The sequence below is a fragment of the Lientehia hominis genome, assembly GCF_021044755.1.
In the GTDB taxonomy this organism is placed as follows: Bacteria; Bacillota; Clostridia; order Lachnospirales; family Lachnospiraceae; genus Lientehia; species Lientehia hominis.
In genome coordinates this window covers 1-26,968 of record NZ_JAJNOR010000004.1, presented here as the reverse complement: position 1 = coordinate 26,968, position 26,968 = coordinate 1, and the positions used below count along the sequence as shown (strand labels likewise).

General features: G+C 49.0%; 19 protein-coding genes and 1 rRNA gene. 4 read left to right on the top strand and 16 right to left on the bottom strand.

Going from position 1 to position 26,968, the window contains the following annotated elements:
* Positions 1 to 121: 121 nt before the first annotated feature.
* Genes LQE92_RS06855 through LQE92_RS06835 form a run of 5 tightly spaced genes read right to left on the bottom strand, consistent with a single transcriptional unit; the run spans position 122 to position 6,518 of the window.
* Positions 122 to 892, bottom strand: coding sequence for an SDR family NAD(P)-dependent oxidoreductase (locus LQE92_RS06855; RefSeq protein ID WP_231062258.1), 771 nt, complete (start codon positions 890 to 892; stop codon positions 122 to 124).
* Positions 893 to 913: 21 nt separating this feature from the next.
* On the bottom strand, positions 914 to 3,265 hold the full coding sequence (locus tag LQE92_RS06850; RefSeq protein ID WP_231062257.1) for an ABC transporter permease: 2,352 nt from the start codon (positions 3,263 to 3,265) through the stop codon (positions 914 to 916).
* A gap of 15 nt (positions 3,266 to 3,280) precedes the next feature.
* Complete coding sequence (locus LQE92_RS06845; RefSeq protein WP_231062256.1) at positions 3,281 to 4,039, bottom strand: ABC transporter ATP-binding protein; 759 nt, start codon at positions 4,037 to 4,039, stop codon at positions 3,281 to 3,283.
* A complete protein-coding gene (locus tag LQE92_RS06840; protein ID WP_231062255.1) occupies positions 4,036 to 5,406 on the bottom strand; it encodes a phenylacetate--CoA ligase family protein in 1,371 nt (456 codons plus the stop codon). Before LQE92_RS06840 ends, LQE92_RS06845 begins: the two co-directional genes overlap by 4 nt.
* 17 nt (positions 5,407 to 5,423) lie before the next feature.
* Positions 5,424 to 6,518: a linear amide C-N hydrolase gene (locus LQE92_RS06835; protein WP_231062254.1), complete on the bottom strand. Its 1,095-nt coding sequence runs from the start codon at positions 6,516 to 6,518 to the stop codon at positions 5,424 to 5,426.
* Between the two features lie 149 nt (positions 6,519 to 6,667).
* Between LQE92_RS06835 and LQE92_RS06830 the strand changes: the two genes are divergently transcribed.
* The 3 genes from LQE92_RS06830 to LQE92_RS06820 all read left to right on the top strand — a co-directional run bounded on the left by LQE92_RS06830 (position 6,668) and on the right by LQE92_RS06820 (position 9,627).
* Entirely contained in the window at positions 6,668 to 7,549 is an 882-nt protein-coding gene (locus LQE92_RS06830; RefSeq protein WP_231062253.1) for a LysR family transcriptional regulator, read from the top strand.
* A 274-nt stretch (positions 7,550 to 7,823) separates the two neighbouring features.
* Positions 7,824 to 8,231, top strand: coding sequence for a MarR family winged helix-turn-helix transcriptional regulator (locus LQE92_RS06825; protein ID WP_231062252.1), 408 nt, complete (start codon positions 7,824 to 7,826; stop codon positions 8,229 to 8,231).
* 1 nt (position 8,232) lies between these two features.
* Positions 8,233 to 9,627, top strand: a complete 1,395-nt coding sequence (locus LQE92_RS06820) for an MATE family efflux transporter (protein ID WP_231062251.1) — start codon at positions 8,233 to 8,235, stop codon at positions 9,625 to 9,627.
* Between the two features lie 660 nt (positions 9,628 to 10,287).
* On the opposite strand, the gene LQE92_RS06815 is transcribed toward LQE92_RS06820, so the two are convergent.
* From LQE92_RS06815 to LQE92_RS06805, 3 genes are all read right to left on the bottom strand, one after another.
* Positions 10,288 to 11,220, bottom strand: a complete 933-nt coding sequence (locus LQE92_RS06815) for a ClpP family protease (protein WP_331001258.1) — start codon at positions 11,218 to 11,220, stop codon at positions 10,288 to 10,290.
* A 96-nt stretch (positions 11,221 to 11,316) separates the two neighbouring features.
* Positions 11,317 to 13,380, bottom strand: coding sequence for a PTS sugar transporter subunit IIC/EAL domain-containing protein (locus tag LQE92_RS06810; protein ID WP_231062250.1), 2,064 nt, complete (start codon positions 13,378 to 13,380; stop codon positions 11,317 to 11,319).
* Between the two features lie 162 nt (positions 13,381 to 13,542).
* Entirely contained in the window at positions 13,543 to 14,388 is an 846-nt protein-coding gene (locus LQE92_RS06805; RefSeq protein ID WP_231062249.1) for a rhomboid family intramembrane serine protease, read from the bottom strand.
* Positions 14,389 to 14,641: 253 nt separating this feature from the next.
* On the opposite strand from LQE92_RS06805, the gene LQE92_RS06800 reads away from it, so the two are divergent.
* Complete coding sequence (locus tag LQE92_RS06800) at positions 14,642 to 18,901, top strand: 2-hydroxyacyl-CoA dehydratase (RefSeq protein ID WP_231062248.1); 4,260 nt, start codon at positions 14,642 to 14,644, stop codon at positions 18,899 to 18,901.
* A 38-nt stretch (positions 18,902 to 18,939) separates the two neighbouring features.
* Here LQE92_RS06800 and LQE92_RS06795 read toward each other — a convergent pair whose 3' ends face one another.
* The 8 genes from LQE92_RS06795 to LQE92_RS06760 all read right to left on the bottom strand — a co-directional run.
* Complete coding sequence (locus LQE92_RS06795) at positions 18,940 to 20,328, bottom strand: MATE family efflux transporter (protein WP_231062247.1); 1,389 nt, start codon at positions 20,326 to 20,328, stop codon at positions 18,940 to 18,942.
* A 157-nt stretch (positions 20,329 to 20,485) separates the two neighbouring features.
* Positions 20,486 to 22,714, bottom strand: a complete 2,229-nt coding sequence (locus tag LQE92_RS06790) for an LTA synthase family protein (protein ID WP_231062246.1) — start codon at positions 22,712 to 22,714, stop codon at positions 20,486 to 20,488.
* Between the two features lie 84 nt (positions 22,715 to 22,798).
* Entirely contained in the window at positions 22,799 to 23,623 is an 825-nt protein-coding gene (locus LQE92_RS06785) for an undecaprenyl-diphosphate phosphatase (RefSeq protein ID WP_231062245.1), read from the bottom strand.
* An 8-nt stretch (positions 23,624 to 23,631) separates the two neighbouring features.
* Positions 23,632 to 24,306 carry a uracil-DNA glycosylase gene (locus LQE92_RS06780; protein WP_231062244.1) on the bottom strand — a complete coding sequence of 225 codons (675 nt, stop codon included), beginning with the start codon at positions 24,304 to 24,306 and terminating at the stop codon, positions 23,632 to 23,634.
* Between the two features lie 59 nt (positions 24,307 to 24,365).
* Positions 24,366 to 25,127: an imidazole glycerol phosphate synthase subunit HisF gene (hisF, locus tag LQE92_RS06775; protein WP_231062243.1), complete on the bottom strand. Its 762-nt coding sequence runs from the start codon at positions 25,125 to 25,127 to the stop codon at positions 24,366 to 24,368.
* Between the two features lie 16 nt (positions 25,128 to 25,143).
* Positions 25,144 to 25,755, bottom strand: coding sequence for an imidazole glycerol phosphate synthase subunit HisH (gene hisH, locus LQE92_RS06770; RefSeq protein ID WP_231062242.1), 612 nt, complete (start codon positions 25,753 to 25,755; stop codon positions 25,144 to 25,146).
* 164 nt (positions 25,756 to 25,919) lie between these two features.
* Positions 25,920 to 26,546, bottom strand: a complete 627-nt coding sequence (locus LQE92_RS06765) for a hypothetical protein (protein ID WP_231062241.1) — start codon at positions 26,544 to 26,546, stop codon at positions 25,920 to 25,922.
* Positions 26,547 to 26,850: 304 nt separating this feature from the next.
* Positions 26,851 to 26,968: ribosomal RNA gene (locus tag LQE92_RS06760) — 23S ribosomal RNA — on the bottom strand; the annotation flags it as partial.

Genomic DNA, 26,968 nt, shown 5'->3' with positions numbered 1-26,968 from the left:
TGCCGTTTTTTAGACGCATTTTAAATTTTGGAAACCTGTTTGTTGATAAAATCAGTATAAATGAAAAGCGTATCCATAGCAAATACTTATATTAAATAAATTATCATGCCTAATACGTATATCAAAGGAATGCGCCGTTGCATACCTGAAGTACCTGGCCTTTTACATGGCGGCCCATTTTACTGGCGAGATACAGGCAGGCATACGCCTGGTCGATGGGCTCGCACTCCGGACCGGGAAAGTATACAAAATGGCCGCTGTGTTCCAGCATCTTTGTGCCGCCCGGCTGTTCTCCGGCTTTATTGGCAAGGTGCGCCGGGGTCACTGTCGCACCGGGGGCCACCGCATTGCAGCGGATATTCGTTTCAATCAGACGCATTGCTACGTTTCTTGTAAGAGTGTTCAGAGCGCCTTTGCTGGCGGTGTAAGAAGCTCCGCAGAAGGGCCTCGCCCCGTTTACCGACGAGATATTGATGATAACACCGTCGTTCTTGGGGAGAAAGTACTTGAGCGCTTCACGAATATTTCGCATCGGACCTCCCAGGTTAATATTCATGATGTGCTGCATCCATTCGTCCGTCGTCTCATCGATGATGGTCTGTTCCCCAATTCCGGCGTTATTGACAAGGATATCCACGTCGCCAAAGGCTTTGACCGTCTCATGGAAAACCCGCGCGGTATCCTCTGTGGAACCAGTGTCGGCGGCTATGCCGAGAGCGCGATAGCCCTTCTGCTTCAAAGCAGTTACAACCGTGTCCAGCTTGTCTGGATGGCGGGCAGTCAGTACCACCGCCGCACCTTCTTCGGCAAAAACCTCGGCAATCGTCTGTCCCATTCCATAGCTGGCGCCAGTGATAATCGCAACTTTTCCTTCTAACATCTGCTTATCCATTATTTATTCCTCCCATTAGATTTATTCTGTGATCAATATGGTCAAATCCGTGCGTTTGATTCTGCCTGCCGCAAGATAGGCAAAACCTGCAAACAGTGTAACAACAGCCACGACCGGCAGCAAAGCAGAGGCCGCGTCCAGCCTGGATGCGAAAGTGCTGATACCGGCCAGCTTCATAACAGCGCTTACCAGAGGATCTGTGAAAACAGACGCCAAAGCAGCGCCGATGATCGACCCGGCCAGCGCGGCAATTCCAAAGCGCAGGGAAAAGGAGATGCGAAGCCGCCTGTCCGTAACTCCGACAGCCTTATAGATACCGGTATCCCGCCTTTCCGCCGAAAGTATTCTGCTTCCGGTCATCACCGTGACGACCAGAATGAAAAAAACGACTATGATGTACAGGAATGACAGGAGCGCCTCCATGGCGGAAATAATGCCGAACAGTCCCGGCCAGGTATTTTCGTGGATGTGCACGTCACCGCCATAAGCCGCTTCCAGCTTGCCGGTAATTGCAACTTTTTTGGAGGAATCCGCGAGAAAATAATGCCGGCACCAAAGATTGGGGGAATCGTATCCAATCTTTAAATATCCCTCCCGGCTCATGCCAACGTTCTGTCCCATATCATTGGCGCAGGAGTAAATGCCGGAGACGACATACTCTGCGATGCCAAGATCGGCGCCTACCGTGAGCGAGTCTCCCACCGCTACGCCCAAATCCGCCGCCACAAATTCCGTAATGACGATCTCGTCTCCGTTCAGACATGTTCTGCCCTCCATGAGATGAAAGCGCTCCGGTTCGTCAATGACGTTGGCAGTAAAATCCACGCCGTTTACGGTCACGCCGGGCATGGCCAAAACATAGGTGTCTGTAATACCTGTGTGCTCAAGAATCATCCGTTCCATTTCCTCTCGTGTCAGTTCACCGAAGGATTGAATGCCGATGTCATGATCCGCAGGGTTAAAAGCATCCATCATTCCCTTTCCGTCCGCGCCCAGCCAGGCGTTCATCCGCACGATCATCGAGACAAAGAATACCAGTAAAATCGCCGTAACACAGGCGCTCAGATATTTTCGTCTGCCCGTTGCAAGCTGCCGGACAGCAAGGGAAATACTGAGGTTCTCTCCGTTGACTGCAGGCCATTTTTCCGGACGAAAGGGAGATCTCTCCATATCCCCGCGAATGGCTTTCATCGGCATGATGCGGCTGATTCGTGCAGTTTTTAGTAAAATAAACGCGGCAAGCAGCAGCAAGATCGCCGCAAACGCCCCAAGGCACAAGCCAAGCGGCACATCCGCCGGAACGCGCAGTCCTGTAGTCGTGATTGTTGCACTGCTGACGAGTCTGCTCGCAGGCCGGGTCAGCAAAATACCCAGCAGCATTCCTGGCAGGATAGCTGCGGCATATTGCAGCAGCTGTATCCGGCGCAGCATACTGCTGGTGAATCCGGCGGTCTTGAGGACACCCATGCGAACGGTATCTGCCTCTATGGCGCTGGCAATACTGTGACCCAACACAGCGAAAACCACAAAGAGCAGCACCAGCACGAAAGCCAGCAGCAGACCGCAGAACGCGTTTTGCAGGATGAGCATAAAGCCAGAGACCGCATCCGAGCTGTGTACAAATTCAGTAAACTCCGGCAGGCTGGTGTTCTCGTTCAGCGAGCCATTGAGCTCAGCGATAGCCGCCGTGCTGTCTTCTCGCTGGAACAGATGAAGCATCGCGCCGCTCCGGGCCAGCGCATCGATTCCCGCGTTTTGTATCACCTGCAGCATCTCATCGGCCTCATCACCTGAAATGAGGAAACTCTTCATACCAATCATTGAGCTGCCCATAAACGGATCCTCGTAAAAGCCTGTTACTGTAAGAGATACAGTCCCGCCGTTTCGGGCAAGGGGAAAGTCTATGGCATCGCCGATTTTCACATCGAACATCGAAATAAGAGAGGGCGAAACATATACCTCGCCAGTCGCAATCTCAGGCAACTCATCAAGGTATCCGGTCAAGTCGTCGGTAAAAAAGCGGTAACGGCGATCTCCGGAGGCCACAGAGATGAGCTGACCCTCGCTGTCCGACTCCTGCCCGTTTGTGATATAGTTCGAAAAAATAAGTCTCTGAACCTCCACCCGTTCCACGTCATGAAGCGCTGCAGCCTGGCCTGCCAGGGCGTTCACGTCTGGAGCACCGGATACCCATGCGGTCAGCCCGCCAAAACCCGCACGGTTTAACTCATGCCGCATATAGCTGCCGGAATTCGTCCACACAGTCAGCACGGTACCCAGAAAAAGGGATACCAGCAGGACCAAGACGAAAATTCCGGCGAGGACGCCCCTGTGCTGCTTGATTCCTGCTTTCAGCAAGATTTTCACTTCCATATATCATATCCCCCTTTACCACTGCAAAGAGGAAAGCCACCTCGTCACTTTCTCTTCGCGTTCCTTCGCATCAGCCGCACGGTAAGCAGGCAGCGTCAGTTCATCCGCAATGCTGCCGTCCTCCATGTATAGAATACGGGAACCGCGGACAGCCGCCCGAACGTCATGGGTGACCATCAGAATACTCTGTCCGGCTTCACTCAAAGCGGACAGCAGGTTAAGAACCTCTTCGCTGCCCGCCTTGTTGAGTGCACCTGTCGGCTCATCGGCGAAAATCAGACCGGGATCATTGATTACAGCTCTGGCTATGGCCGCTCTCTGTGCTTCGCCACCGGAGACCTGAGACGGAAGCCGGTTTTTTGCTTCGCCCACACGCATCTGTGCGAGAAGCGCCAATGCCTTACGCCTCACTTCTTTTGGCCTGCATTTCCCCACATACCCTGCGACCAGGATATTTTCATACAGGGTCAGATTACTCACCAAATGAGTCTGCTGAAATACAAAGCCGAATTCATTCGCCCGAAGCCGTGCCGTCTCCTTTTCCGAAAGTCCGTTGATTTTCCTGCCCTTGTATTCCACTCTTCCACCTGTAATATCGTCCATGCCGGAGAGTGAATATAAGAGTGTGGATTTCCCCGCGCCGGATGCCCCCATGATCACGGTAAAGTCGCCTTTAAAAATCCGGACGTTTACGCGATTCAGAATCGGCACGTTTTCCCCGCCTCCTACAAATACTTTGCTGATTTCTTTTCCCTGCAAAAGAATTTCTTTCATGAGCAAACCCTCTCTTTCTGCATTTCTTTTACGATCAGCCTTTTTTTACCGGTCTTCGGATCCGGCTGGATTTCATCCACAAACCGCACATAAAACTGCACACAGGAAAGCTTTTTCTCCTCCAGAATGCAGCGCATCTGTTTCAGCATCTCTGTCCGGATCACATCCCTGGAAGCCGTCAGGGAAGTCTCAGCCAGCATCTCAAATGCGTCCTCACTGAGCTGCCTGAATTGATAATCCAAGAGTCCTTCTATGCAGAATCCTTCAATGGCGAGCGGATGCAAAAACTCCCGGTGTCCGCTGCCGTCGGTAAACCACAGAATATCCTCGTTCCTTCCCAAAAGACCGGATGCGCGGAGAAAAGAACAGCGGCTGCCAGTCTCCGGCTTTTGGAGGATCAGATTGTCAGAAATATGATATCGAATCAGGGGCTGTGCAAAGTTATATAAGGAAGTCAGGTAGATACCGCTGTCCGTCGCCTCGATCAGATTCATGTCGTCAAAAAGAATCATACCTTCCGTAGGGTCGAGCTCCGCGCCCAATGCCAGGGATTCACTTGCGCCATAGAAGTTGACTGCCTGTGTGTGAAACACGGTTTCAATATAATGACGCAGGCTGCTCCCAAGAGGTTCTCCACAGGAGATCACCCGGATGACCTTCATGTGTATCTCTCCGCGCTCCACAAGCTCGGCGAGAATTTTGACAGCGGAAGGATAGCCGATGATGATATTCGGTTTGAATACGCCGATCTGCCGGATCCATTCGGACAGAGGGGTTTTGATATCCAGATACAGTTGGCTTGCATGAATGCCGTCAATGCCGTCGCCCACCGCCATGGCTCCGCCATAACGGCCGTCAGTAGCGGCCAAGTACACAATACGGGGCCCGCAAGCCAGCAGCTTTAGAATCTGCGGCATGGACATCCCCCAAAGTGCGCCGCGGATAATGCCCAGCAGCATACAGTTCCATGCGGGCGTATCATACAGAAAATACCCGGGCTTTCCTGTGCTGCCGGAGGAGTGTACCACATGATACTTCCCCTTGAATGGCTTACGGTCCACGGTTTCCTCCGCGTCAAACCGGCGCATTTCTTCCTGGGTCAGGCCGGAGACGGTAATCAGCTCGTCGAAATTGTCTAAAAGCTCCGCTTTGCTGAGAGTGGGAAACGCCCGGAGCGGCGCAGATTCAATGTGGTCTTTGGTAATTCCCGCCGCTTCAAAGGTTCTGCGGTAATGCACAGAATGCCCATAGGCAAATTGCAGCATCTTCCGTAGTTTCTTTTCCTGTAAATTTTGAATCTGGGTATAGGTTTTCCTCTCGTTGCGCTTAATAGAATACAAACCCCAGAGCAGCTTCAGACAGTTCATTGAGCACACCTCCTTCCTTACTGAATCTGGAATGTATAGCGGTTCTCATAGTTTTCACGGTGGTAATAGTGAATCATGCCGCTGTTCAGATTGAATACAATACTCCATTCGGTGGATTCAAACTCCCCGAAATTATCCTTGCTCACGCTGTCCAAAGCGTCGCGGACCTCCTGCATATCCATGGTCTGCCGTTCAGACAGCCTTTGATTCAGAAGCTCATACCGCTCGTGAGACTGGACCGTGCCTATCCCCTTTTTCTCTCCATCGGCAAAATAGAAATTTGTCACCACCGGCGTCTCGGTCACAACCATTTCATTATCCACATACTCGACCGCCGCGCTGCGGCCATGGCCGTCCGCCAATGCGAAATGGACCGTCATATCCATGGAGGCATGCATATCATATTGACCCAGGAGCTCCAGCGCCTCCTCCACATTTGCCGCCTGATTCAACAAAAGGCGAATAGCTGTGGTAGTAGTGATATCGGGTTTGTCCGTATTCTGATCGATGGTCGCCGTATCCTGTATCATGTTGACTGATACCGCGAGCCCCGCTTCGTTCATGCCGTCCAGCGGAGCATACAGCGCGGCGAGCGTAAGGACGTCGTTTAATTGCAGAGCGTTGCCGATCGTACCGCCGCTCTCACTGACAAAATCCATGTTTACGGTAGAGATGGAAGCGTATCCCTTATCGGGCCTGGAGGACACCACCAGTGCGTCGCAGGCCTGCCAATCAAAGTTCCTTCCAAAAAGCCGGTCTCCCTCGGGACTTTCTACCGCTATGGTACTGCACCCAAACCGGCTGGCTGAAAAGTTAAAATCCGTCATTAGATGAAAGGACAAAAATTCCGCGACTCCGGAGTCGGAAGACGCACCGCCCGCGTCAAGAAAGGCGTCAAACCCATCGTCACCCTCGAACCTCACAGCGAAAAAACCATCCTCTACTTCTCTCATTTCAGAAGTAAGGGGTATGGCCGTTTCTTCTGTCTTAATCCCGCTCTTCTGTGGAATCCTGTCCGGCGCCGGCGTACTTTGCTTTGCTGTACCGCACCCCGCCATCAGCATCATTATGAATAAGCCCGGTATGAGCATCGCTAATATTATCTTATGCATTTCCTACACCCCTTCCTCGTCATCCAGATTTGATTTTATTGTATCAGCGGTCATTTACAATAGCAAATACTTATATTAAATATTCTTCTCTGCTTTACAGGCATATATGTTTGTGCTAAACTGATGTCATCAGAAAGGAGGCTTCAACGATGGAATTTCGTGTTTTACAATACTTTTTGGCTGTCACTCGGGAGCAAAGCATTTCTGGCGCCGCCGAGGCACTGCATCTTTCCCAGCCCACTCTGTCCAGGCAGCTCAGGGATATGGAGGAGGAATTGGGCAAGCAGCTTTTCATCCGCAGTAATCGCAAAATCACCCTGACCGAAGAGGGGATGATTCTCCGCAAACGCGCGGAGGAAATCACCGAGCTCGTTAAGAAGGCCCAGGATGAGATATCCTTGTCCGATGAAACGATAGCAGGCGATATTACCATTGGCGCCGGGGAAACTGACAGTGTTCGCTGTATCGCACGGATAGCCCGCTCCCTGCAGACGGAGTATCCGCTGGTTCACGTTCACATCATCAGCGGCGACAAATCGTCTGTGCTCGAAAGTCTCGACCGCGGACTTATTGACTTCGCACTGCTGTTTGGCGAAATTGATTCCTCAAAATACGAACGCCTTCCGCTTCCCTGTGAAGATATTTATGGGGTCATGATGCGAAAGGACGATCCGCTTGCCGATAAGGATGTCATCGCGCCGGAGGATTTGTGGGACAAACCGCTGATCGTCTCAAGGCAGATGCGGAACGATTTGAACGTACAAACACTGCTTGGCTGTACAGAAGATAAGCTGAATATCGTCGCCTCCTACAATCTTTTATTTAACGGTTCACTTATGGTGGACGAGGGCATTGGATACGCAGTCTGTTTAGACAAGATCATCAATGTGACCGGCGACAGCAACCTATGCTTTAGGCCTCTGTCCAATCGAATAGAAATAGAAATGAGTCTCGCATGGAAGAAATATCAGGTGTTCACGAAAGCCAAAGAAAGGTTTCTTCTTAAAATGCAGGATATTGCAGAAAAGTAAAAGATGTAAAGCATAATATAGGGTACTTTTAGGAATCTTTTTTAATTAGCTCCAATTCAGGATCGGCGGATGGAAGCGGATTTCCACCTGCCCCATCTAGTTATAGAGATACGTTTGTTTGAAAGGTATATCAAATGCACGTTCTTCTTGACACCAGGTACATATAAGGTATAATAGTTTTATATAAAACAGTTCTTAATAGAACTAAATAGTGTAGATGGAAGGTATGGACCATATGAATCAAAATACGGAAATTCTATTATCCGTCCGGAGGATGATCAAGTTATATGAACTTTGTCTAAAAGACGTCTGTGAGGCGTATCATCTCACGCAGATTGAGGTCAATATCATCAGTTTTCTTCACAACAATCCTGGAAAGGATACAGCCGGGGATATTTCAGAAATACGGATGCTGCCAAAGGGAAATGTCTCTCAGGGTGTGGAGGCTCTCATCCAGAAGTCGCTTCTCTATCGGACACCGGATAAAAAGGACCGGCGTTATATCCATCTTTCTCTGACTTCGGAAGCGTCTCCTCTGATAAAAGAGCTGGAAAAAGCCAGGGGACGGTTTCTGGAACAGATATTTGCCGGATTTTCTCCGGAAGAATGCCGTCAGTATATGATACTAAATGAAAGAATCATAAATAATACAATCATTGGTTTGGAAAGGAAGCAGCCGTAAAATGAATGACACGAAGAATTTTTTAGGAACAGAACCGGTAGGTAAATTATTGTGGCGTCTCGCATTGCCCACGGTAGCCGCGCAGCTCATCAATATGCTTTATAACATCGTAGACCGTATGTATATCGGGCATATTCCCAATGTGGGAGCCATGGCCCTGACCGGCGTAGGCGTCTGTATGCCCCTCATTATGATCGTCGCCGCTTTCGCCGCCCTAGTCAGCAACGGCGGATCTCCCAGAGCTTCTATTTTCATGGGCAGAGGAGACATGGAATCCGCGGAGAAAACATTGGGCAATTGTTTTTCCCTTCAGATACTGATCTCTCTCATTCTGACAGCCATTCTCCTTCTTTGGAACAGAGATTTCCTTCTGGCTTTCGGAGCCAGTGAAAACACCATCGATTATGGCGTCAGCTACATGAATATCTATGCTGTTGGTACGATATTCGTCCAGCTGACCCTGGGAATGAACGCTTTTATCACAGCTCAGGGCTTTGCCAAGACCGGAATGCTCTCTGTCCTCATCGGAGCCGTCTGCAACATCGTGCTGGATCCGATCTTCATCTTTGGATTCGGGCTCGGAGTCCAGGGCGCCGCTTTGGCTACGATTCTTTCCCAGGCTGTTTCCTGTATCTGGGTAATGGCTTTCCTGTTTGGAAAAAAGACCATTCTTAAAATCAAAAAAAGATATCTTGGTCTAAGCCGGAAGATCATCCTGCCCAGCCTGGCCCTCGGTCTGGCGACCTTCATCATGCAGGCCAGTGAAAGTGTTATCTCCGTCTGCTTTAATTCCTCTCTTTTGAAGTACGGCGGTGATATCGCAGTAGGAGCCATGACTATACTGACAAGCGTCATGCAGTTTGCCATGCTGCCTCTCCAGGGACTGGGTCAGGGCGCCCAGCCCATTATCAGCTATAATTACGGCGCCGGAAAATCAGACCGGGTGAAGGCAACATTCCACCTGCTCCTGAAAGCAAGCCTTACCTATTCCATTCTCCTCTGGTCCTGCGTCATGCTGTTTCCGCAGATGTTCGCCGCCATGTTCACTTCCGACGCGGCGCTGTTAAGCTTCGCTAAGACGGCTCTCCGTGTTTATATGGCCTCTATGTTCCTGTTCGGTATCCAGATGGCCTGCCAGATGACTTTTACTTCTCTCGGCAATGCCAAAGCATCCATAGCGGTAGCCGTGACCAGAAAGTTTATCCTTTTGATCCCTCTTATCTACGTTCTGCCGCAGATATTGAGATCGAACCAGACCATAGCCGTCTATATGGCGGAACCAATCGCCGACGTTATAGCAGTCACCTTTACCGCCGTATTATTTACCTTCCAGTTCCGGAAGGCTCTGTCGGCACTGACCGCCAGACCGAAAACAGAGGCGGAGGAGTGTAAATAAGCATGATATAAGGTACTTTTTGGAATCTTTTTTAATCAGCTTTAGCATCGGCAGAAGTTCCGGACCGTCACGATTTCGGTTCGCTGGCGATGCAGGGGCCGCTTTATCTCCGCTCCGGCAGTACCGCTCACATGTCGACAGGAAATCTTTATGATTTCCTGTCTCCTGTTCGCTCAGAAACGGAATCGGTATCTCCGTTTCTGCCTCCCTCCTCCTGGAGAACACCGGCCGCTACCCTGCGGCGCTCTCCTTTAGGCCGGCCCGGAATTCTTCTGCCGGTGCCTTTCTGCCGCGCTGTACTGGATAAATTTCATTTCTTAGATTCCAGAAAAGGATTGGATATCCACAGGGCCCACGTGCCTTAGGGCAGCGCGCCGCGGTGAGCCGCCTCAATGGCTTTCAGAACAAATGAATGCTTATTTCGGTGCGGAAAGAGGAGCAGAAGGAATGTTCCGATTCCAGCGACCCGCCTGGATGGAATCGGACATCCTTCTGTTTCCTCGGGTTAATAAAATTAAGTTTGTTTGAAAGGTATTCAAAGGTATACCCAAGGGCACCCCTAAATACATGCCCTCCGGGCAGGCGCACTTCGTGCGGCAAGGTATAAAAATAAAGGCGGCGCGATACTTCCTGTATCGCGCCGTCTTCTTAATCTTTATGTCAGGCTTCACTTCTCCGCTCATCTATCATTTCATGCAGCCGCTTCAGAGCCTTGTCGATCCCTCCCACCTGATGGATCAGACCCAGCCGGACGGTATCCTCTCCCACCAAAAGTGTTCCCAGATCCTTGGTCAGATCTTTAGTGCTCATCATCAACTCCTCAATCTTATCCTGGGGCATCTTGCTGTGATCTGCCACAAAACCTGTGATTCTGTCCTGTATCCTCTGAAAATAATGGTACGTCTGAGGTGCGCCAATCGTCATGCCGGTCATACGGACTGGGTGAATCAGCATAGTAGCCGTAGGAACAATAAAAGAATCATCCGCCGACACTGCTAACGGTACGCCGATGGAATGGCTGTCTCCGATTATCAGAGAAACAGTAGGCTTGCTGAGGGACGCCACCATCTCAGCCAGTGCCAATCCGCTGGATACGTCCCCTCCCTGTGTATTGATGAGCAGAAGAACACCGTCTATATCCTCACTGTCTTCAATCTGAGCCAGCTTTGGCAGTACATGCTCATACTTCGTCGTTTTGCTGCTGGAATTCAAATTCTCATGGCCTTCAATCTCCCCGATGATAGAAAGGAGATAAATCTTTCCTTTTTCTTTACCATTTCCCTCATCCAGAACCACCTGACCGTAATCCTGGATCTTTTCATCTTTCACTTGATTGTCTGAAGCCTGGTTCTCCGCTCCGTTTTCTCCAGATGAATTCCGGACGGTGCCGCCATCGGATAATTCCTTCCAATCTGCTTTGCCGCACTGGCCTTCTTTTTCAGTCTTATCCTTCCTGACGCCGTCTCCCATATTTTTCTTCCTTTCCTGCTCTTCTCCTATATGATAGCCGTTTTCAACCCGTTCATACCAGGCCCTGCCGTTTCCGTTTCTCTGCCCGCCGCCAGATTTCTGGCCGCTTTTATGTTTTCCCATCTGGACTGCATCCTTTCTGCCTGTGATTTCCTTCTTCGTTTAATATGGATGGAAAAACAACTTTTTATTCAAGTTCAAAGCAGCGAACGGTTTCTTTTACAGCATTTCCTTAAATTTTTCAAACGGCACAGCAGGACTGTACAGATAACCCTGATAAATATGGCATCCCAGCGCTTTCAGCTTGTCGCGGATATCCTCTGTCTCGACGTACTCCGCAATCACCGTATAATCCAGAGTCTTCCCGAGGGTAATGATGGACGCGACGATATCCCGGCTTCTCTCATTTTCCGCAGCCTGTCTCACCAGGCCTCCGTCCAATTTGACCGCATAAAAGCCATTGCCCTGCAAATATTTGAGGCTGGTGCTTCCCATGCTGAAATCATCCACCAGCACCATAATCCCATTTTCTTTCAGACGCTCAATATGTTCCGAAATGGATTTCAGGTTTTCCACGGAGGTCTCTTCTGTTACCTCCAGACAGAAAAAACCGGAGACGCCATATTCGTCGGCAAGCCGGATCACCTTATCCACAAACCGTGAGTTATTCAGCTGTTCCGCCGTGATATTCATTGAAATTTCCAGCATATGCCCTTCCCGGAGCAGAGTCCGGCAGGCATCCATCGAGGTCCGCATCACGCATTGTGTCAAGCGGTCAAAAAACCCGTCCTCCCTGGCCAGTTCCACAGCCAGCGGAGGATAAACGCTTTCGCCGGCATAACACCATCTAAGCAGCGCTTCCGCTCCAATGATCCCCTTTTCACTGTGAAATTGGGGCTGATAGCCCAGAGGAAGCCCCTGCGCTTCCACATCAATCCGGAGCTTGGACGCCATATTTCTGGCAAGCATCCCCAGACTATCGTGACGATCCAATACATCCAGGGCCTTTCCTTCCTCCTGCTGCTTTTTCATATGCTCCGTGAGTTCCTGCAGGAGTGTCTTTGCCTGGCTCTTTCTCATCTTTTCAGAAAGCCGGACAAACGGCGCATAGATCAAGGTCCCGGCCGCCACCGTTATCAGCTGGAGGATTGCTCCATGAACGGTCCCCGTGGCCAGATAGCCGCTGAACAGCACCGGCGTCGTCCACGTGACGGTCGCTTCGACCACCGGAAGAAAACCTAGCACAGTCGCTCCATACGCGATCAGATAGGCGCAGAGAGGTGTCAGTATAAAAGGCAGGACCATAATAGGATTCAGCACGATCGGAAGGCCATATACCAGAATTTCATTTATATTGAAAAGGACGGCAGGAGCCGCCGACCGGGCAAGCTGGCGGTTGTCTTTTTCCCTGGCAAAAAATAAAAGTGCCAAAAGGAGGCAGATAGCCGCGCCGCATCCGCCAATCATGACAAAGTTATCCAGGAATGATTTGGACACAATGACGCCCGGCACCGTATCATTTGGGACCAGATATGACTGTGCCACATATTCCATAGCATTTCCCCCGTGAATCCCGAAAACCCACAGGATATTTAAGACCAGTACGTAAAGCGCCCCTACTCCAAACCCTCCGTCCATATTTTCAAACAAAGCGACGATAGAATCTGAGATCAGATCATTCAGATTATCCGCCCCCGTAATATACTGTACCAGAAACCTTCCCACTATGAAAATCAAGACACAGAGAAGCAGCGGATAGAGTACAGAAAGGGAATTCCGGTAATCCGTGTCAGAGCCTGGCGCGTAGAAGCGGCGGCGTTCGGAAATCCGAGAATTGAGTACATAAAACAGCTTGGTAGCCGCTATTGCCGTAAACATAGCGGTAAATACACCCACAGGCCCCATATCACTCAACTCCATGGAACCGCTCCCTCCGCCGAAGGAAGCCACAAAACAGATCATGGAAACAAGCATCGACATCACCTGCAGGAAACGGCTCCGTATCTCCATGGTCTCGGAATAGTAATAACTGATGCTCATCACAAGATACACTGACATGAACCCAACCGTTGAATCAAACAGAAAATTCAGGATCTCCAGCAGGACCGCTCCTATACCGGCTTCCAGAAACCTTTGAAACGCCGGCACTGGGAAATTTTTAAACAACAGTGCAAAAGAACCCACCAGCAAAACCGGAATCAATAAAATAAATCCCTTTTTAATAGAAGAAAATATCCGGTTATTTTCGATTTTGTAAATCAGCTTCATTAACCTAGTATACATGCTGCTTCCCCTCAGATCCCCCGATGCTTTCATTTTTGTTCATGATACTACTATAGCATCTTTTCTCTCCGAATGACAGAGTAATCTTAATCAAAAGAAACGCGGCCCTCTCCAGGCCGCGCCGTGTTTTTCTCTATCAAATAAAATTTTCCTGAAACTGCATCACGCATCCGTCTCATCATGCCCGTGGGCCGTCACATGCTTATGGGTATACAGATGATCCTGACAGTATTCATACGTGCCTTCGCACTTGGAACAGAAACGAAACTCCAGATTCTCATCATCCAGCTCCGTCCTTCCGCAGACCGCACACTTATGCCTAGGATGCTTTGCATCTGACTTAGCTGCCTTGACCTGCTGCTGATACACAGCTTTCCGTTTGATCTCTTTCGGATTCACCCGGTTCAGATTACGGCTGGCCAGGAAGAAGACCAGGAAGTTGAGAACGGAAAGGATGATTGCAATTCTCGTCGCCCAATTTCCCACGATCAGCTCATACACAAAGTACACTCCGTTCAGAATCCCCAGCCATTTTGCCTTTACAGGTATGATAAAGAACAGCAGAAACTGCATATCCGGAAAGGTAGCGGCAAAAGCGAAAAACAATGACCAGTTCAGATATGAGGTCCCCAGCAGGAACACCTGCCCGAAAATCACATAAATCAGGACAGCCGCCAAAATATGGCCCAGAATTCCGGTGATAAAGTACAGATTGAACCGGAAGCTTCCCCACACCTTTTCCAAAGTCGTCCCCAGGGAATAGTAAAGCCACATGGCAATGATAAAATACAAAATATCCGTTGCAGGAGGATAGATCAGAAATGTCACAATCCTCCATACCTGCCCGTGCAGAATCTTAGCCGCGTCCAGGGAAAGGTACTGTACATAAAACATAGGGTTTACATTCATGATGACAAACCCTACTCCATATAAGATCATGATGTAAAACATCAGGTTGTGAATGGCATATTTACCAAACTTCCGCTCCAGTTTATTCATCCAATTCATAAATTCAAGGCTCCATTCTGTCTTTCAATTAAAGCGACATGACCATTTCATTATAGGAACAATCTTAAGGTTTGTCAAATACCTGATTACCGATTCTATATATTTTACAAACTTCACGGTTTTTTAACATAATTTTACTTCCCGGAATTCTTGCAATTCCAGATGGAACATACTATAATAACATGTGGTTTACTGTGCCCGCTGTCCGGGTCTCCGGCCAATGGGCTTAACTTTACTAGAAAAAGGTGTTTTTATGACGAATTTTAATACATTGGGGATCGATATTGGCTCCACAACAGTCAAAATAGCCATTTTGAATCCTGAAAATCAAGTACTTTTTTCTGCCTATGAGCGCCATTATGCCAACATACAGGAGACCTTGGCTTCCCTTCTCCGTCAGGGGCTTGACCTCTTAGGCCACATGGAGGTCTGCCCGGTCATCACCGGTTCGGGCGGTCTCACGATTTCAAAACATCTGGAGGTCCCTTTTGTCCAGGAGGTCGTGGCAGTCGCCACTTCTCTCCAGGATTATGCGCCTCATACCGATGTCGCAATCGAACTGGGCGGAGAAGATGCCAAGATCATTTATTTCACCAATGGTATCGACCAGCGTATGAACGGTATCTGTGCAGGAGGAACTGGTTCTTTCATTGACCAGATGGCCACCCTGCTTCAGACGGATGCTTCCGGTCTCAATGAATACGCAAAGCACTATAAAGCCATCTATCCGATTGCTGCCCGCTGCGGCGTATTTGCAAAATCTGATATCCAGCCTCTCATCAACGAGGGCGCCACGAAAGAAGACCTGGCGGCTTCCATTTTCCAGGCGGTCGTCAACCAGACCATTTCCGGATTGGCCTGCGGCAAGCCAATCCGCGGCAATGTGGCTTTTCTGGGCGGGCCTCTTCATTTTTTATCGGAGCTTAAGGCCGCGTTCATCCGCACTCTGAAGCTGGAAGGAGACGCTATCATCGCTCCGGAGCATTCTCATCTGTTTGCCGCAATCGGAGCAGCCATGAACCCGAAGGAAGAGATCCACACCTCCTTAGAGGCCATCTGCGAGAAGCTTCAGCACGGTGTGAAAATGGAATTTGAGGTAAAGCGTCTCGAACCTCTTTTCAAGGACTCGGACGACTACGCCGCATTTCTGGAACGTCACAGCCGGCACAATGTGGCAACGGCGGATCTGGATACATATGAGGGCGACTGTTTCCTGGGCATTGACGCCGGCTCTACTACCACAAAAGTCGCTTTGGTCGGAGAAGACGGTTCTCTCCTCTATTCCTTCTATTCCAACAATAACGGAAGTCCGCTGAAAACCACAATACGGGCCATGAAGGAGATAAGCGAGCTCCTTCCGCCCAGCGCATCCATCAAGTATTCCTGTTCCACCGGCTACGGAGAAGCCTTAATAAAGGCTGCTCTGATGCTGGACGAGGGGGAAGTGGAAACTGTATCCCATTATTATGCCGCCTCCTTTTTTGATCCGGATGTGGACTGTATCCTGGATATCGGCGGACAGGATATGAAATGCATTAAAATCAAAAATCAGACCGTAGACAGCGTACAGCTGAATGAAGCCTGCTCCTCTGGCTGCGGTTCATTTATCGAAACCTTCGCCAAATCTCTGAATTACAGTGTCCAGGATTTCGCCAAGGAGGCTTTGTATGCCAAAAACCCCATCGATCTCGGTACCCGCTGTACTGTTTTTATGAATTCCAATGTAAAGCAGGCACAAAAAGAAGGCGCCGAGGTCTCTGACATTTCTGCGGGCCTCGCCTACTCGGTGATCAAAAACGCCTTATTTAAGGTGATCAAGATCACCAGCGCCAGTGATCTGGGCAAGCAGGTCGTCGTTCAGGGCGGTACGTTCTATAATGACGCGGTACTCCGCAGCTTTGAACGGATTGCCGGCTGTGAAGCCGTGCGCCCTGATATTGCCGGAATCATGGGCGCCTTTGGAGCTGCGCTGGTAGCAAGGGAGCGTTATACCCCCGACAAGGAAACCACGATGCTTTCCATGGAAAAGATTCTGAACCTGACCTTTGACACAAAGATGGCCAGATGCAAAGGCTGTACCAACAGCTGTCTGCTGACCATCAACCGTTTTTCCGGCGGACGGCAGTTCGTGTCAGGAAACCGCTGCGAACGGGGGCTTGGTAAAGAAAAGAACAAAGAAAATATTCCCAATCTGTTTGAGTACAAATATAAACGGGTATTCGGCTATGAATCCTTGACGCCGGACAAAGCGCACAGGGGCACTGTGGGAATCCCCCGCGTCCTGAACATGTATGAGAATTTTCCTTTTTGGGCTACTTTTTTCAAGGAATTGGGGTACCGGGTAGTGCTCTCTCCCCAATCCTCCAAAAAGATTTATGAGCTTGGCATCGAATCCATTCCCAGTGAGTCGGAATGCTATCCGGCAAAATTGGCCCATGGTCATGTAGCCTGGCTTATCAAGCAGGGAATCGACTTTATATTTTACCCTTGTATTCCCTATGAACGCAACGAAACTCCGGACGCCCAGAACCACTACAACTGCCCCATCGTGACCTCCTATGCGGAAAATATCAAAAACAATATGGAGGAGATCACAGAAGCTGGTACTAGGTTCATGAATCCATTCCTTGCTTTCACAAATGAAGAGATTTTGGAAAAGCGTCTGACAAAGGTCTTTTCGGAAGAATGTGATATTCCTGTGGAAGAGATAAAAAACGCTTCCCACAAAGCATGGACAGAGCTGATCGCTTCACGGGACGATATCAAGAAGAAGGGCGAAGAAACCTTAAGGTATCTGGAGGAAACCGGACGTCACGGTATCGTGCTGGCCGGCAGGCCTTATCATGTGGACCCTGAGATCAACCACGGCATACCGGAGCTCATCACTTCCTATGGCATTGCTGTCCTGACAGAGGACTCCGTTTCTCATCTGGGACAAGTGGAGCGCCCCATTGTCGTCATGGATCAGTGGATGTACCACTCCAGACTTTACCGCGCGGCGAATTTTGTAAAAACCAGGGAGGATCTCGACTTGATCCAGCTGAATTCCTTTGGCTGCGGCCTGGACGCCGTGACAACGGATCAGGTAAACGATATTCTCACAGGCTCCGGCAAAATATATACGGTGCTGAAGATTGATGAGGTCAGCAATCTAGGAGCTGCCAGAATCCGTATCCGCTCCCTGATCTCCGCGCTCCGGGTGCGGAAAAGCAAGCATATTGAGCGAAAAATCGTCACTTCTGCCTATAACCGGGTGGAATTTACAAAAGCGATGAAAAAGGATTACACTATCCTGTGTCCGCAGATGAGCCCCATCCATTTCGACATTCTGGGTCCGGCTATCAGTTCCTGCGGCTATCATGTGGAGGTCCTTCAAAACCATACGAAAGCAGCTGTTGACGTCGGTTTAAAATATGTAAACAACGATGCCTGCTATCCCTCTTTGATCGTGGTGGGCCAGGTCATGGAGGCACTCTTATCCGGAAAATATGATCTGAACAAGACAGCCGTATTCATGAGCCAGACTGGCGGCGGCTGCAGAGCCTCCAACTATATCGGCTTCATTCGCCGCGCGCTTGAACGGGCTGGCATGCCGCAGATACCGGTCATCTCTCTCAGCGCACAGGGGCTGGAATCCAATTCTGGATTTTCCTTTACCCTGCCTCTGCTCATAAAGGCCATGCAGGCAGTGGTATACGGCGATGTTTTCATGCGGGTGCTGTACCGGATGCGTCCTTATGAGCTGGTGCCCGGCTCTGCCAACGAACTCCATAAAAAATGGGAAAAACGGTGCATTGAGGACCTGACCAGTCATGGGCCTTCCATGGGGCGGTTCAAAAAGAATATCCGGGCCATCATCCAGGCTTTTGACAGCCTTCCCATCCATGAGGACATCCGGAAGCCTAAGGTGGGTATTGTCGGTGAAATCCTCGTGAAATTCTCTCCTCTGGCCAACAACAATCTCGTGGACCTGCTGGAAGCCGAAGGCGCTGAGGCTGTGATGCCAGATCTGATGGATTTCCTTTTGTACTGTTTTTATAACAGTAATTTTAAGGCAAAGAATCTGGGCTTTAAAAGTTCCACCGCCCGCCTCTGCAACATAGGGATTTCCCTTCTGGAATACTTCAGAAAGGCCGCCAGACAGGAACTGAACGCCAGCAGGCATTTTCTCCCCCAGGCCAAGATAGAAAGCCTGGCTGAATTGGCCGATCCCTTTGTTTCCCTGGGTAATCAAACAGGCGAGGGCTGGTTCCTGACCGGTGAGATGCTGGAGCTCATTCATACAGGCACCAACAATATCGTTTGTACGCAGCCCTTCGGCTGCCTGCCCAACCATGTGGTGGGTAAAGGTGTCATCAAGGAGCTGCGGAGGCAATATCCGGACTCCAATATCATCGCAGTGGATTACGATCCCGGCGCCAGTGAAGTAAACCAGCTGAACCGTATCAAGCTGATGCTCTCCACAGCCCAGAAAAATATGAATAAAGCTGCCGAACAGAAAAGCAGTACATAACCAATACAGATAATAGAACAAAAACAGGACGTCTCAGATCAAGAGACGTCCTGTTTTTTTCTTGGAAGCGGAGCCCTGTTCCGCGGCGGTCCAAATTTCCGCTTCCTCATGACCAGATAACATACCACATGCATGGATATGGTAAGCACCCAGGAAATCGGATATGAAATATAAAGAGTAAACAGGCTGCGGCTGATTTTAAATGCTGTAAATATCCAGACTACCCGAAAAAGGCAGGCGCCGGTCAAAGACACTACCATGGGCATGACAGAACACCCCATCCCTCTGATACTTCCCGCCATCACGTCCATGATTCCGCAAAGGGCGTAGGATACACAGACGACCGCCAGCCGGGAAATTCCAAATGCGATCACCTCAGGATCCGATGAATAAACCTGAAGGAGTGAATCGCCCAGCAAATAAGCGCCGTTTCCGAGTACCAGCCCCAGCACGGTCACAATCAGCAGGCATTCTATCAGGATGCGGTCAACCCTTTTATATTGTCTGGCCCCCATATTCTGACTTGTAAAGCTGAGAGAGGTCTGATAGATGGAGTTGGTGGATATATAGACAAATCCTTCAATGTTATTGGCAGCCGTATTTCCCGCCATAGCCAGAGATCCGAACGAATTTACCGAAGACTGTATCAGTACATTGGAGATATTGAACACCATTCCCTGAAATCCTGCCGGAAGGCCAATCTGAAGCATCGCTGACAGCTTGTCCCTGTGGATATGAAGCTTTTTCAAATCCAGTCGGTAAATTCCCTCGCTCCTGCACAGGCAGAGAAGTACCAGCGCTGCCGATATGGTCTGGGATATGACTGTTGCGATGGCCACACCGGCTACTCCCATATGAAAGACAATAACGAACAACAGGTTGAATATCACATTGACTACCCCGGCAGCCGTCAGGAAATATAAAGGCCGCTTGGTATCTCCTATGGCCCGCAGGATCGCCGCTCCGAAATTGTATACCATAAACGACGGCATCCCTATGAAATAAATCCTCATATACAGCACCGCATGAGAAAGTACATCATCCGGAGTCCCCATCAGCTCCAACACCGGCCGCGCCATCAAGATTCCAATGAATATCATCAGACATCCGCCAATCAGGGCCGTGAGTATGGCCGTATGAACGGTTTCATACATTTCCTTTTCACTTCTGGATCCGAAATATCTGGCTGCCATTACATTGGCTCCCACGGAAACACCAATGAACAGATTGACGAGCAGATTGATCAGAGCGCTGGTAGATCCCACCGCAGCCAGAGCATGGCTTCCAGTGAACCTACCGACTACAATGATATCCGCCGCATTAAAAAGAAGCTGAAGCACGCCAGACAGAATAAGCGGGACCGCAAATCTCATGATTTTACCAAACAGCGGCCCGCTGCACATGTCAATCTCATATGACTTTTTCATACAAACTCCCTCACAAAAGTACCTTTTTCATCTTCATTATAACAAGCCGCCTGCGAAATTCAAGCAGTAATATTATAATTCGACAAACAATTTAAATGGACAATAGAAAGCTGCCGGAGAATCACCCCCGGCAGCCTTTTTGGTTGTATAGACTGTGCTACTGTACACTTGAACTGTTTTTCGTATTCGGGAAAATATAGCTATAAGCGTCATTGGCCATAATAATCTCTGAGAGGGCCCGCTTGTTGTTCACGACCTTCTTCATGGCTGCCACATACTCCTCTTTCTGAGCATCGTCCATGGTCACGCCCTCTGCCAATGTAAATTCTCCCGTATAGCGGTTATAGAATCCTACGTCTGTCTTCCAGCAGCCGGAAGAAAACGCTACCAGTGGCTGGGCATCGGAGAGGATATCCGTGCCGGACAGCATCCTGGAGTCATATTCTAAGCCCAGCAGATTAGAAACCGTAGGAAGAATATCCACCTGTCCGCAGATTTTATCGACCTGAACCGGCTCCTTCATGCTGGCCGACCAGATGATCAGGGAATTCTTATACAGGTCATAGTCCGTAATCATGGATTCATTCAGGGACTGCTGCAAAGCCGTCGCATCTCCGGATGAGAAGGATTTTCCAGCCAGCTCTTCTATGGTATCCACATCAAAATACGGAATGTGGTCCGGCGCCATTACGATCAGAGTCTTGTCGGCGATACCTGCTTCTTCCAGGCGCTTGAGCAGATATTCCAACGCCTTGTCAAGCTCATAATTGGCCGCCAGATATCCCTGTGTTTTCTCTGAATAGCCGCTGTCCGCCACCATATCCCTGTTCTTTACGGAAATAGCATTACTTCCAAAATCGTAAGGCATATGGCCGCTGATAGTCATATAGTAGACGTTGAACGGCTGACTGCTGTTCAGATACTTATCTACGCTTTGTTCCATGGCATAAAGGTCGGACTGAGGCCAAATCTTCTTTCCGCTGGAATTCAGCTCCAAATCCAATCCCGTTCCATCCTGAAACCATTTATAGCCCAGATTCGTATGGGAATTCAGCCTGTTATACATATTTCCGTTGGCATGGAAACCCATGGAAGCGTAGCCGGCCCGGTTCAGCTGCTGAGCCAAACTGAAATACCAGTTCGTTCCCTTGTCCCCGCTGTCCTGCATGATTATCTCGCCGCCGTTTTTCGGATACAGGCCCAGCAGGTTCTGGCACTCTCCGCCGGATGTGCTGGTATAATGGAGAGGACTGTAAAAATTGTTGAACACAAAACCCTCGTGGGTCAGTTTATATAGGGTTGGCGTCTTCTCCTTATCGATCACATACTGGTCAAATCCCTCAGCAGACAAAAATATCACATTGTATCCTTTGAACATACCGGTATACTGGTTTTTGTTCGAAGGCGTCACACTGTTAAAATATTTGCACAGCCATGCCACATCGTCGTTGGGGGCGTTGGCCGCCAGAGATTCCAAATCCACATTCATGACATTGGGGGAGGTGTCGGTGTTGGCTGTAACGCCGTTGGGAAGAGTATTCGTATTGGTTCCAACCGCATCGCTCTCGCCGCCGGTACTTCCCTCACCACTGGGCGTTGTATTGTTGGCCGAAAAGGTGGGATTTTCAAAATCAGCGTTCAAGTTCCTCTTCACCCCGAAAAGGGAATGCTTCAAATCCAGCCGCAGCATGTTCATGACGCCCAGCTGCTGCACCTGGTCGTCCACGTTGGTATCTGTAGCGTAAAGGCTTTTAGGCGTATAATCTCCCTTCCAGGGCAGATGTATCACCAGCAGTCCCAGCAGGTGCGTCACCACCACGGCTCCTGCCACAACACCGCTCAAACCAATATATTTTCTCTTAAAGTTATAAAAATTACGTCCGATCACATAGATAAAGATAATCGGCAGAACCATGAGAAGCAGCCCAAACAGGTTTTTGACAATTCCCTGGACGATCGCGCTCATATAATCCGTCAGCTTATTTCCGGCCGCTGTCTTGGCTATGCTGAAAAGCTGGTAATATTGAGCCAGGATTTTTTTGCACATCATCTCCACACAAAATACCACACTAAACAGTATTGTTATGACATATGTGATTATCCGATTTACCCGAAAACTGAAATTGATGGCAAAAAGAGAAAGAAAAAATCCCAATGAAATCGAAAAGAACAGCCACACCGGAATATACTTCAGGCTTTCACCCATATAAATATGAAATGCCATCTCCAGATAAAAAAGCATCATCGGAAAATATAATATGGGACCAAGAGCTGAAAGCAGACCCAGAACACCTCTCGGCTTCCTGCCTCTTCTCCGCGGTTCTTCCCCTATGCTGCCATATTCGTACCTGCCCCGGTTCGCTCCGGTCCTGCTATGCTCCATCATCACATTACTCCTCACTTCTGTGTAAAATCTATCATTTTCTTCTACAGGTTTCTTTACCCGGCTTCATACCTACCCGCAGTCCTGTTATTTCTTCACGAAGAAATACAGCAGTACGAGCACACCGAGTACAATCCGGTAAACGCCGAAGACGCTGAAATCTTTTTTCCTGATATAACTCATCAGGAATTTAATCGCGACTACGGATACTATAAAGGCAGAAACCATGCCTACTATCAGCACCATGACTTCCGTACCGGTATAATGGAATCCAAATTTTACAAGCTTCAACAGACTCGCGCCGAACATGACCGGAATGGACATGAAAAATGAAAATTCCGCGGCGATGGGCCTCGAAATCCCGATGAGCATAGCTCCCAGAATCGTAGCGCCGGAACGAGATGTACCCGGAATCAGGGAAAGTACCTGAAAGGCACCGACTATCAGGGCATCCTGATACGTAAGCTGAGAAAACCGTTCAATGGAAAAATACCGGCGTTTGTTCCGTCTTTCCAAAAGGATGAACAGGACGCCATAGATAATCAGGGTCGCCGCCACCACATAGCTGTTGTAAAAATGCGCGTCAAACCAATCATTGAGAAGGATACCCAGAATCCCGGCAGGAATACATCCTACGATCACTTTAGACCACAATCTCCATGTCTGTTTTTTCTGCCTCCGATTTTTCCTCGGAGAAAAGGGATTCAACTTATGGAAAAACAGGATACAAACAGCCAAAATAGCTCCCAACTGGATGACCACGCGGAACATCTCCATAAATTCCGTGCTGACCTTCAAAGGCATCAGGTCCTCCAGGATGATCATATGTCCGGTGCTGCTGATCGGAAGCCATTCTGTGATACCTTCCACAATACCGAATACAATTACCTTTAAAAACTCTAAAAAGCCCATACTCCCTCCTAGATATTCTCTATCTGCCAATCAATTGGCGTTACCCCATTCTTCTTCAGAAATTCATTGGCTTTACTGAACGGACGGCTTCCGAAAAATCCCCGGTATGCAGAAAGCGGGCTGGGATGCGGCGCTTCCAGAATCAAATGATGGGGATTGTTCAGCATTACCTTTTTATTCTGAGCAGGCTTTCCCCACAAAATGAATACGATGGGATTATCCAATTCATTAAGCGCTTTGATCGCCGCATCTGTAAATTCCTCCCATCCGATCCCTCTGTGCGAGTTCGCCGCATGAGCCCGGACCGTGAGCACCGTGTTTAAAAGAAGCACTCCCTGCTCCGCCCATTTTGTCAAATATCCATTGTTGGGAATGTAGCATCCCAGGTCATCATGAAGTTCCTGGTAAATATTCACCAGAGAAGGCGGAATCTCAACGCCCGGCTTTACGGAAAAGCAGAGTCCATGTGCCTGCCCTATATTATGATAAGGGTCCTGCCCCAGGATGACCACCTTTACCTTATGAAACGGCGTCAGCTCAAATGCTGAAAAAATATCCTTAGCCTCTGGAAATATCTGTCTACTATTATATTCATCTTTTATCGTTTTATATAACCTGGCATAATATGGTTTCTTAAACTCTGCTGAAAGTGGCTCCAGCCAGTCATTGGAAATCGCTCCCATACTCCATCCCCCTCTTGTCTAAAAGTATTTCACCGCTTTTATTCTCACCGTCCGTCAATTCAAATACGCACAGGCAGTCCTCTTCCTGACAAATACTTCTTCAATTCCCGTATTTCCAGCTCCTTATAGTGGAATAAGGAAGCAGCCAGCGCCGCATCCGCCTTTCCCACCGTCAACGCGTCGTAAAAGTGCTCCATAGTACCTGCCCCTCCGGAAGCAACGACAGGTATAGAAACATTTTCCGCCACCATCGCCGTTAGAGCGTTGTCATAACCCGATTTCGTCCCGTCGCAGTCCATACTGGTCAAAAGGATCTCGCCGGCTCCCAGTTCGTCTGCTTTCATCGCCCACTCAACGGCGTCTATTTCCATATCTATTCGTCCGCCGTTTTTATAGATGCTCCATCCGGAACCATCCTTGCGGCGCTTAGCATCGATGGCAACCACTACACACTGGCTTCCAAACTTATCGGCTGCCTCTGAAATCAGGCTGGGATTGCTGATCGCAGAAGAATTTATGGATATTTTATCGGCGCCTTCCCGCAGCAGCGCCTTAAAATCCTCCACGGTTCGAATCCCGCCGCCTACGGTGAATGGTATAAAGACCGTTTCCGCTACTCTGCGGACCATGTCTGCCACCGTATTCCTGGCGTCCGAAGATGCCGTGATATCCAGAAATACTACTTCATCTGCTCCGGCTTTATCATATGCCGCCGCAATCTCCACCGGGTCGCCCGCGTCCTTCAGATTGACAAAATTGACTCCCTTTACCACCCGGCCGCCATGCACGTCCAGGCAGGGAATAATTCGCTTCGTATGCATAAGGCTCCCTCCCGTCTCACTGCTTTAGTCCCGCAAAATTCCTGAGAATTCTCAGTCCTATATCACTGCTCTTTTCCGGATGAAACTGGCACGCAAACACATTATCCTTTTCCACCGAAGCATGGATACAAGCGCTGTACTCCGTCGTAGCCGCCACAATGGCCTCGTCTGCCGCTTTCAAATAATAAGAGTGGACAAAATAAACATAAGCTCCATTGTCAATACCCTGAAACAATGAAGCATCTCTTTTTATATCCAGAGAATTCCATCCAATATGCGGAATCTTATGCCCTGGAGCATCCGGAATCCTCAAAATCTCTCCAGGCAGGATACCAAGGCCTTCTACTCCCGGTGCCTCATCGCTCCTGGCAAACAATAGCTGAAGCCCAAGGCAGATACCGAGAAATGGGGTGCCTTTGTCCACTACCTGATGGATTGTATCCGCCAAGTCATACTGATGAAGCTTTTCCATTGCATTTCCAAAGCTTCCCACACCGGGCAGTATCACCTTGTCAGCCGTCAGGATCGTCTCCCGGCTTCTGGTGACGACTGGCTTCTCTCCCAGAAAAACCAAGGCTTTTTCTACACTCTTCAAATTACCGGCGTCGTAATCAATAATCGCAATCATATTGTCACATCCTAACTGCCGTTCTCTGCCGACACGGATTAAATCCTCTTAAAGGCAGGCTTTTCTGCGGCACTCACAACTATGTCATATTTTATCATAGTTAGAGAGGTCACACAATAGAAGAATTGTCGGATTTTCTTAAGAAAAATCAAGGATTTCCGAAATTACTGCCGAACAGTCAAAGCAGACAATGTCCATTCCACGCTGTTTAACGGAACGGAGATTCCTCTGCCCTCCAGGTTGTCCGGAATCTGAAACAGCTTTTCATGTACTCGGTACAGCCGTGATTTCAAATTCAAATAAGCTGTCTTTTCAAAGGGCCATCTGACCACCGTAGGCGTGCGAAACCCTACACCCAGCTCCATCAGAAGCAGCTTACGGTTCAGGCTCTTCTGAAGCCAGCTCATATAAGTCTGCCACCCAGAAAGATATCCTGTTTCCACGTAAGGTTTCGATTCAACCGTGTTTTCAACTAAAGAAGCCCCACATTCAGGGCACACTTCACCGATGCCGTCTCCCTTCATCCAGATATCAGGGCAGCAGGCGTCTTTACACTGTAAATAATTCCAGTTCCCGCAGGGAGCCACGATCCGTTTATCATCAAACCCCATCTGATGAATCCACCCATCCATAACCGTAGTGACAATAAAATAGTCGCGGTTTTCTATCTGCTTTCTCAGCTTCTCGTAAGCAGCCCGCAGCTCTTCCGTCATTTCGCGGGACTCCCATTCTTCTCCTATCCCAATCAAGATAAAGTCGCTGTCTGAAATATCTCTGCTGATATCCGTCATCTATATAGTCTCCTTTGTGTTAATTCAGGATCGTCCGAGGTCACTAAATTATATTGTATAACTAAAAGCTCTGAACATTGTCCAGAGCTTTCTTATCTTATGTATTCGATAAATATCTTTTGTATTACTATCCTTTGTATAACCATCTTTCGTATTACTGTCTTCTGTATACTGCAAACTCTTTCGTAACGCTGTCTTTTGTATCATCCAGCTTATGTATTCTAACTATTGCTCTTTCGTAGGCAGAAGGTTCATACCTTCAAAACTGCACATTGTCATCCATCTCCAGAACATCCTAAACCACCTGGACAAGCCCTCGGCCGATTAGTACTGGTCAGCTCCATACATTGCTGCACTTCCACCTCCAGCCTATCTACCTCGTCGTCTTCAAGGGGCCTTACTAGCTTTTGCTATGAGATATC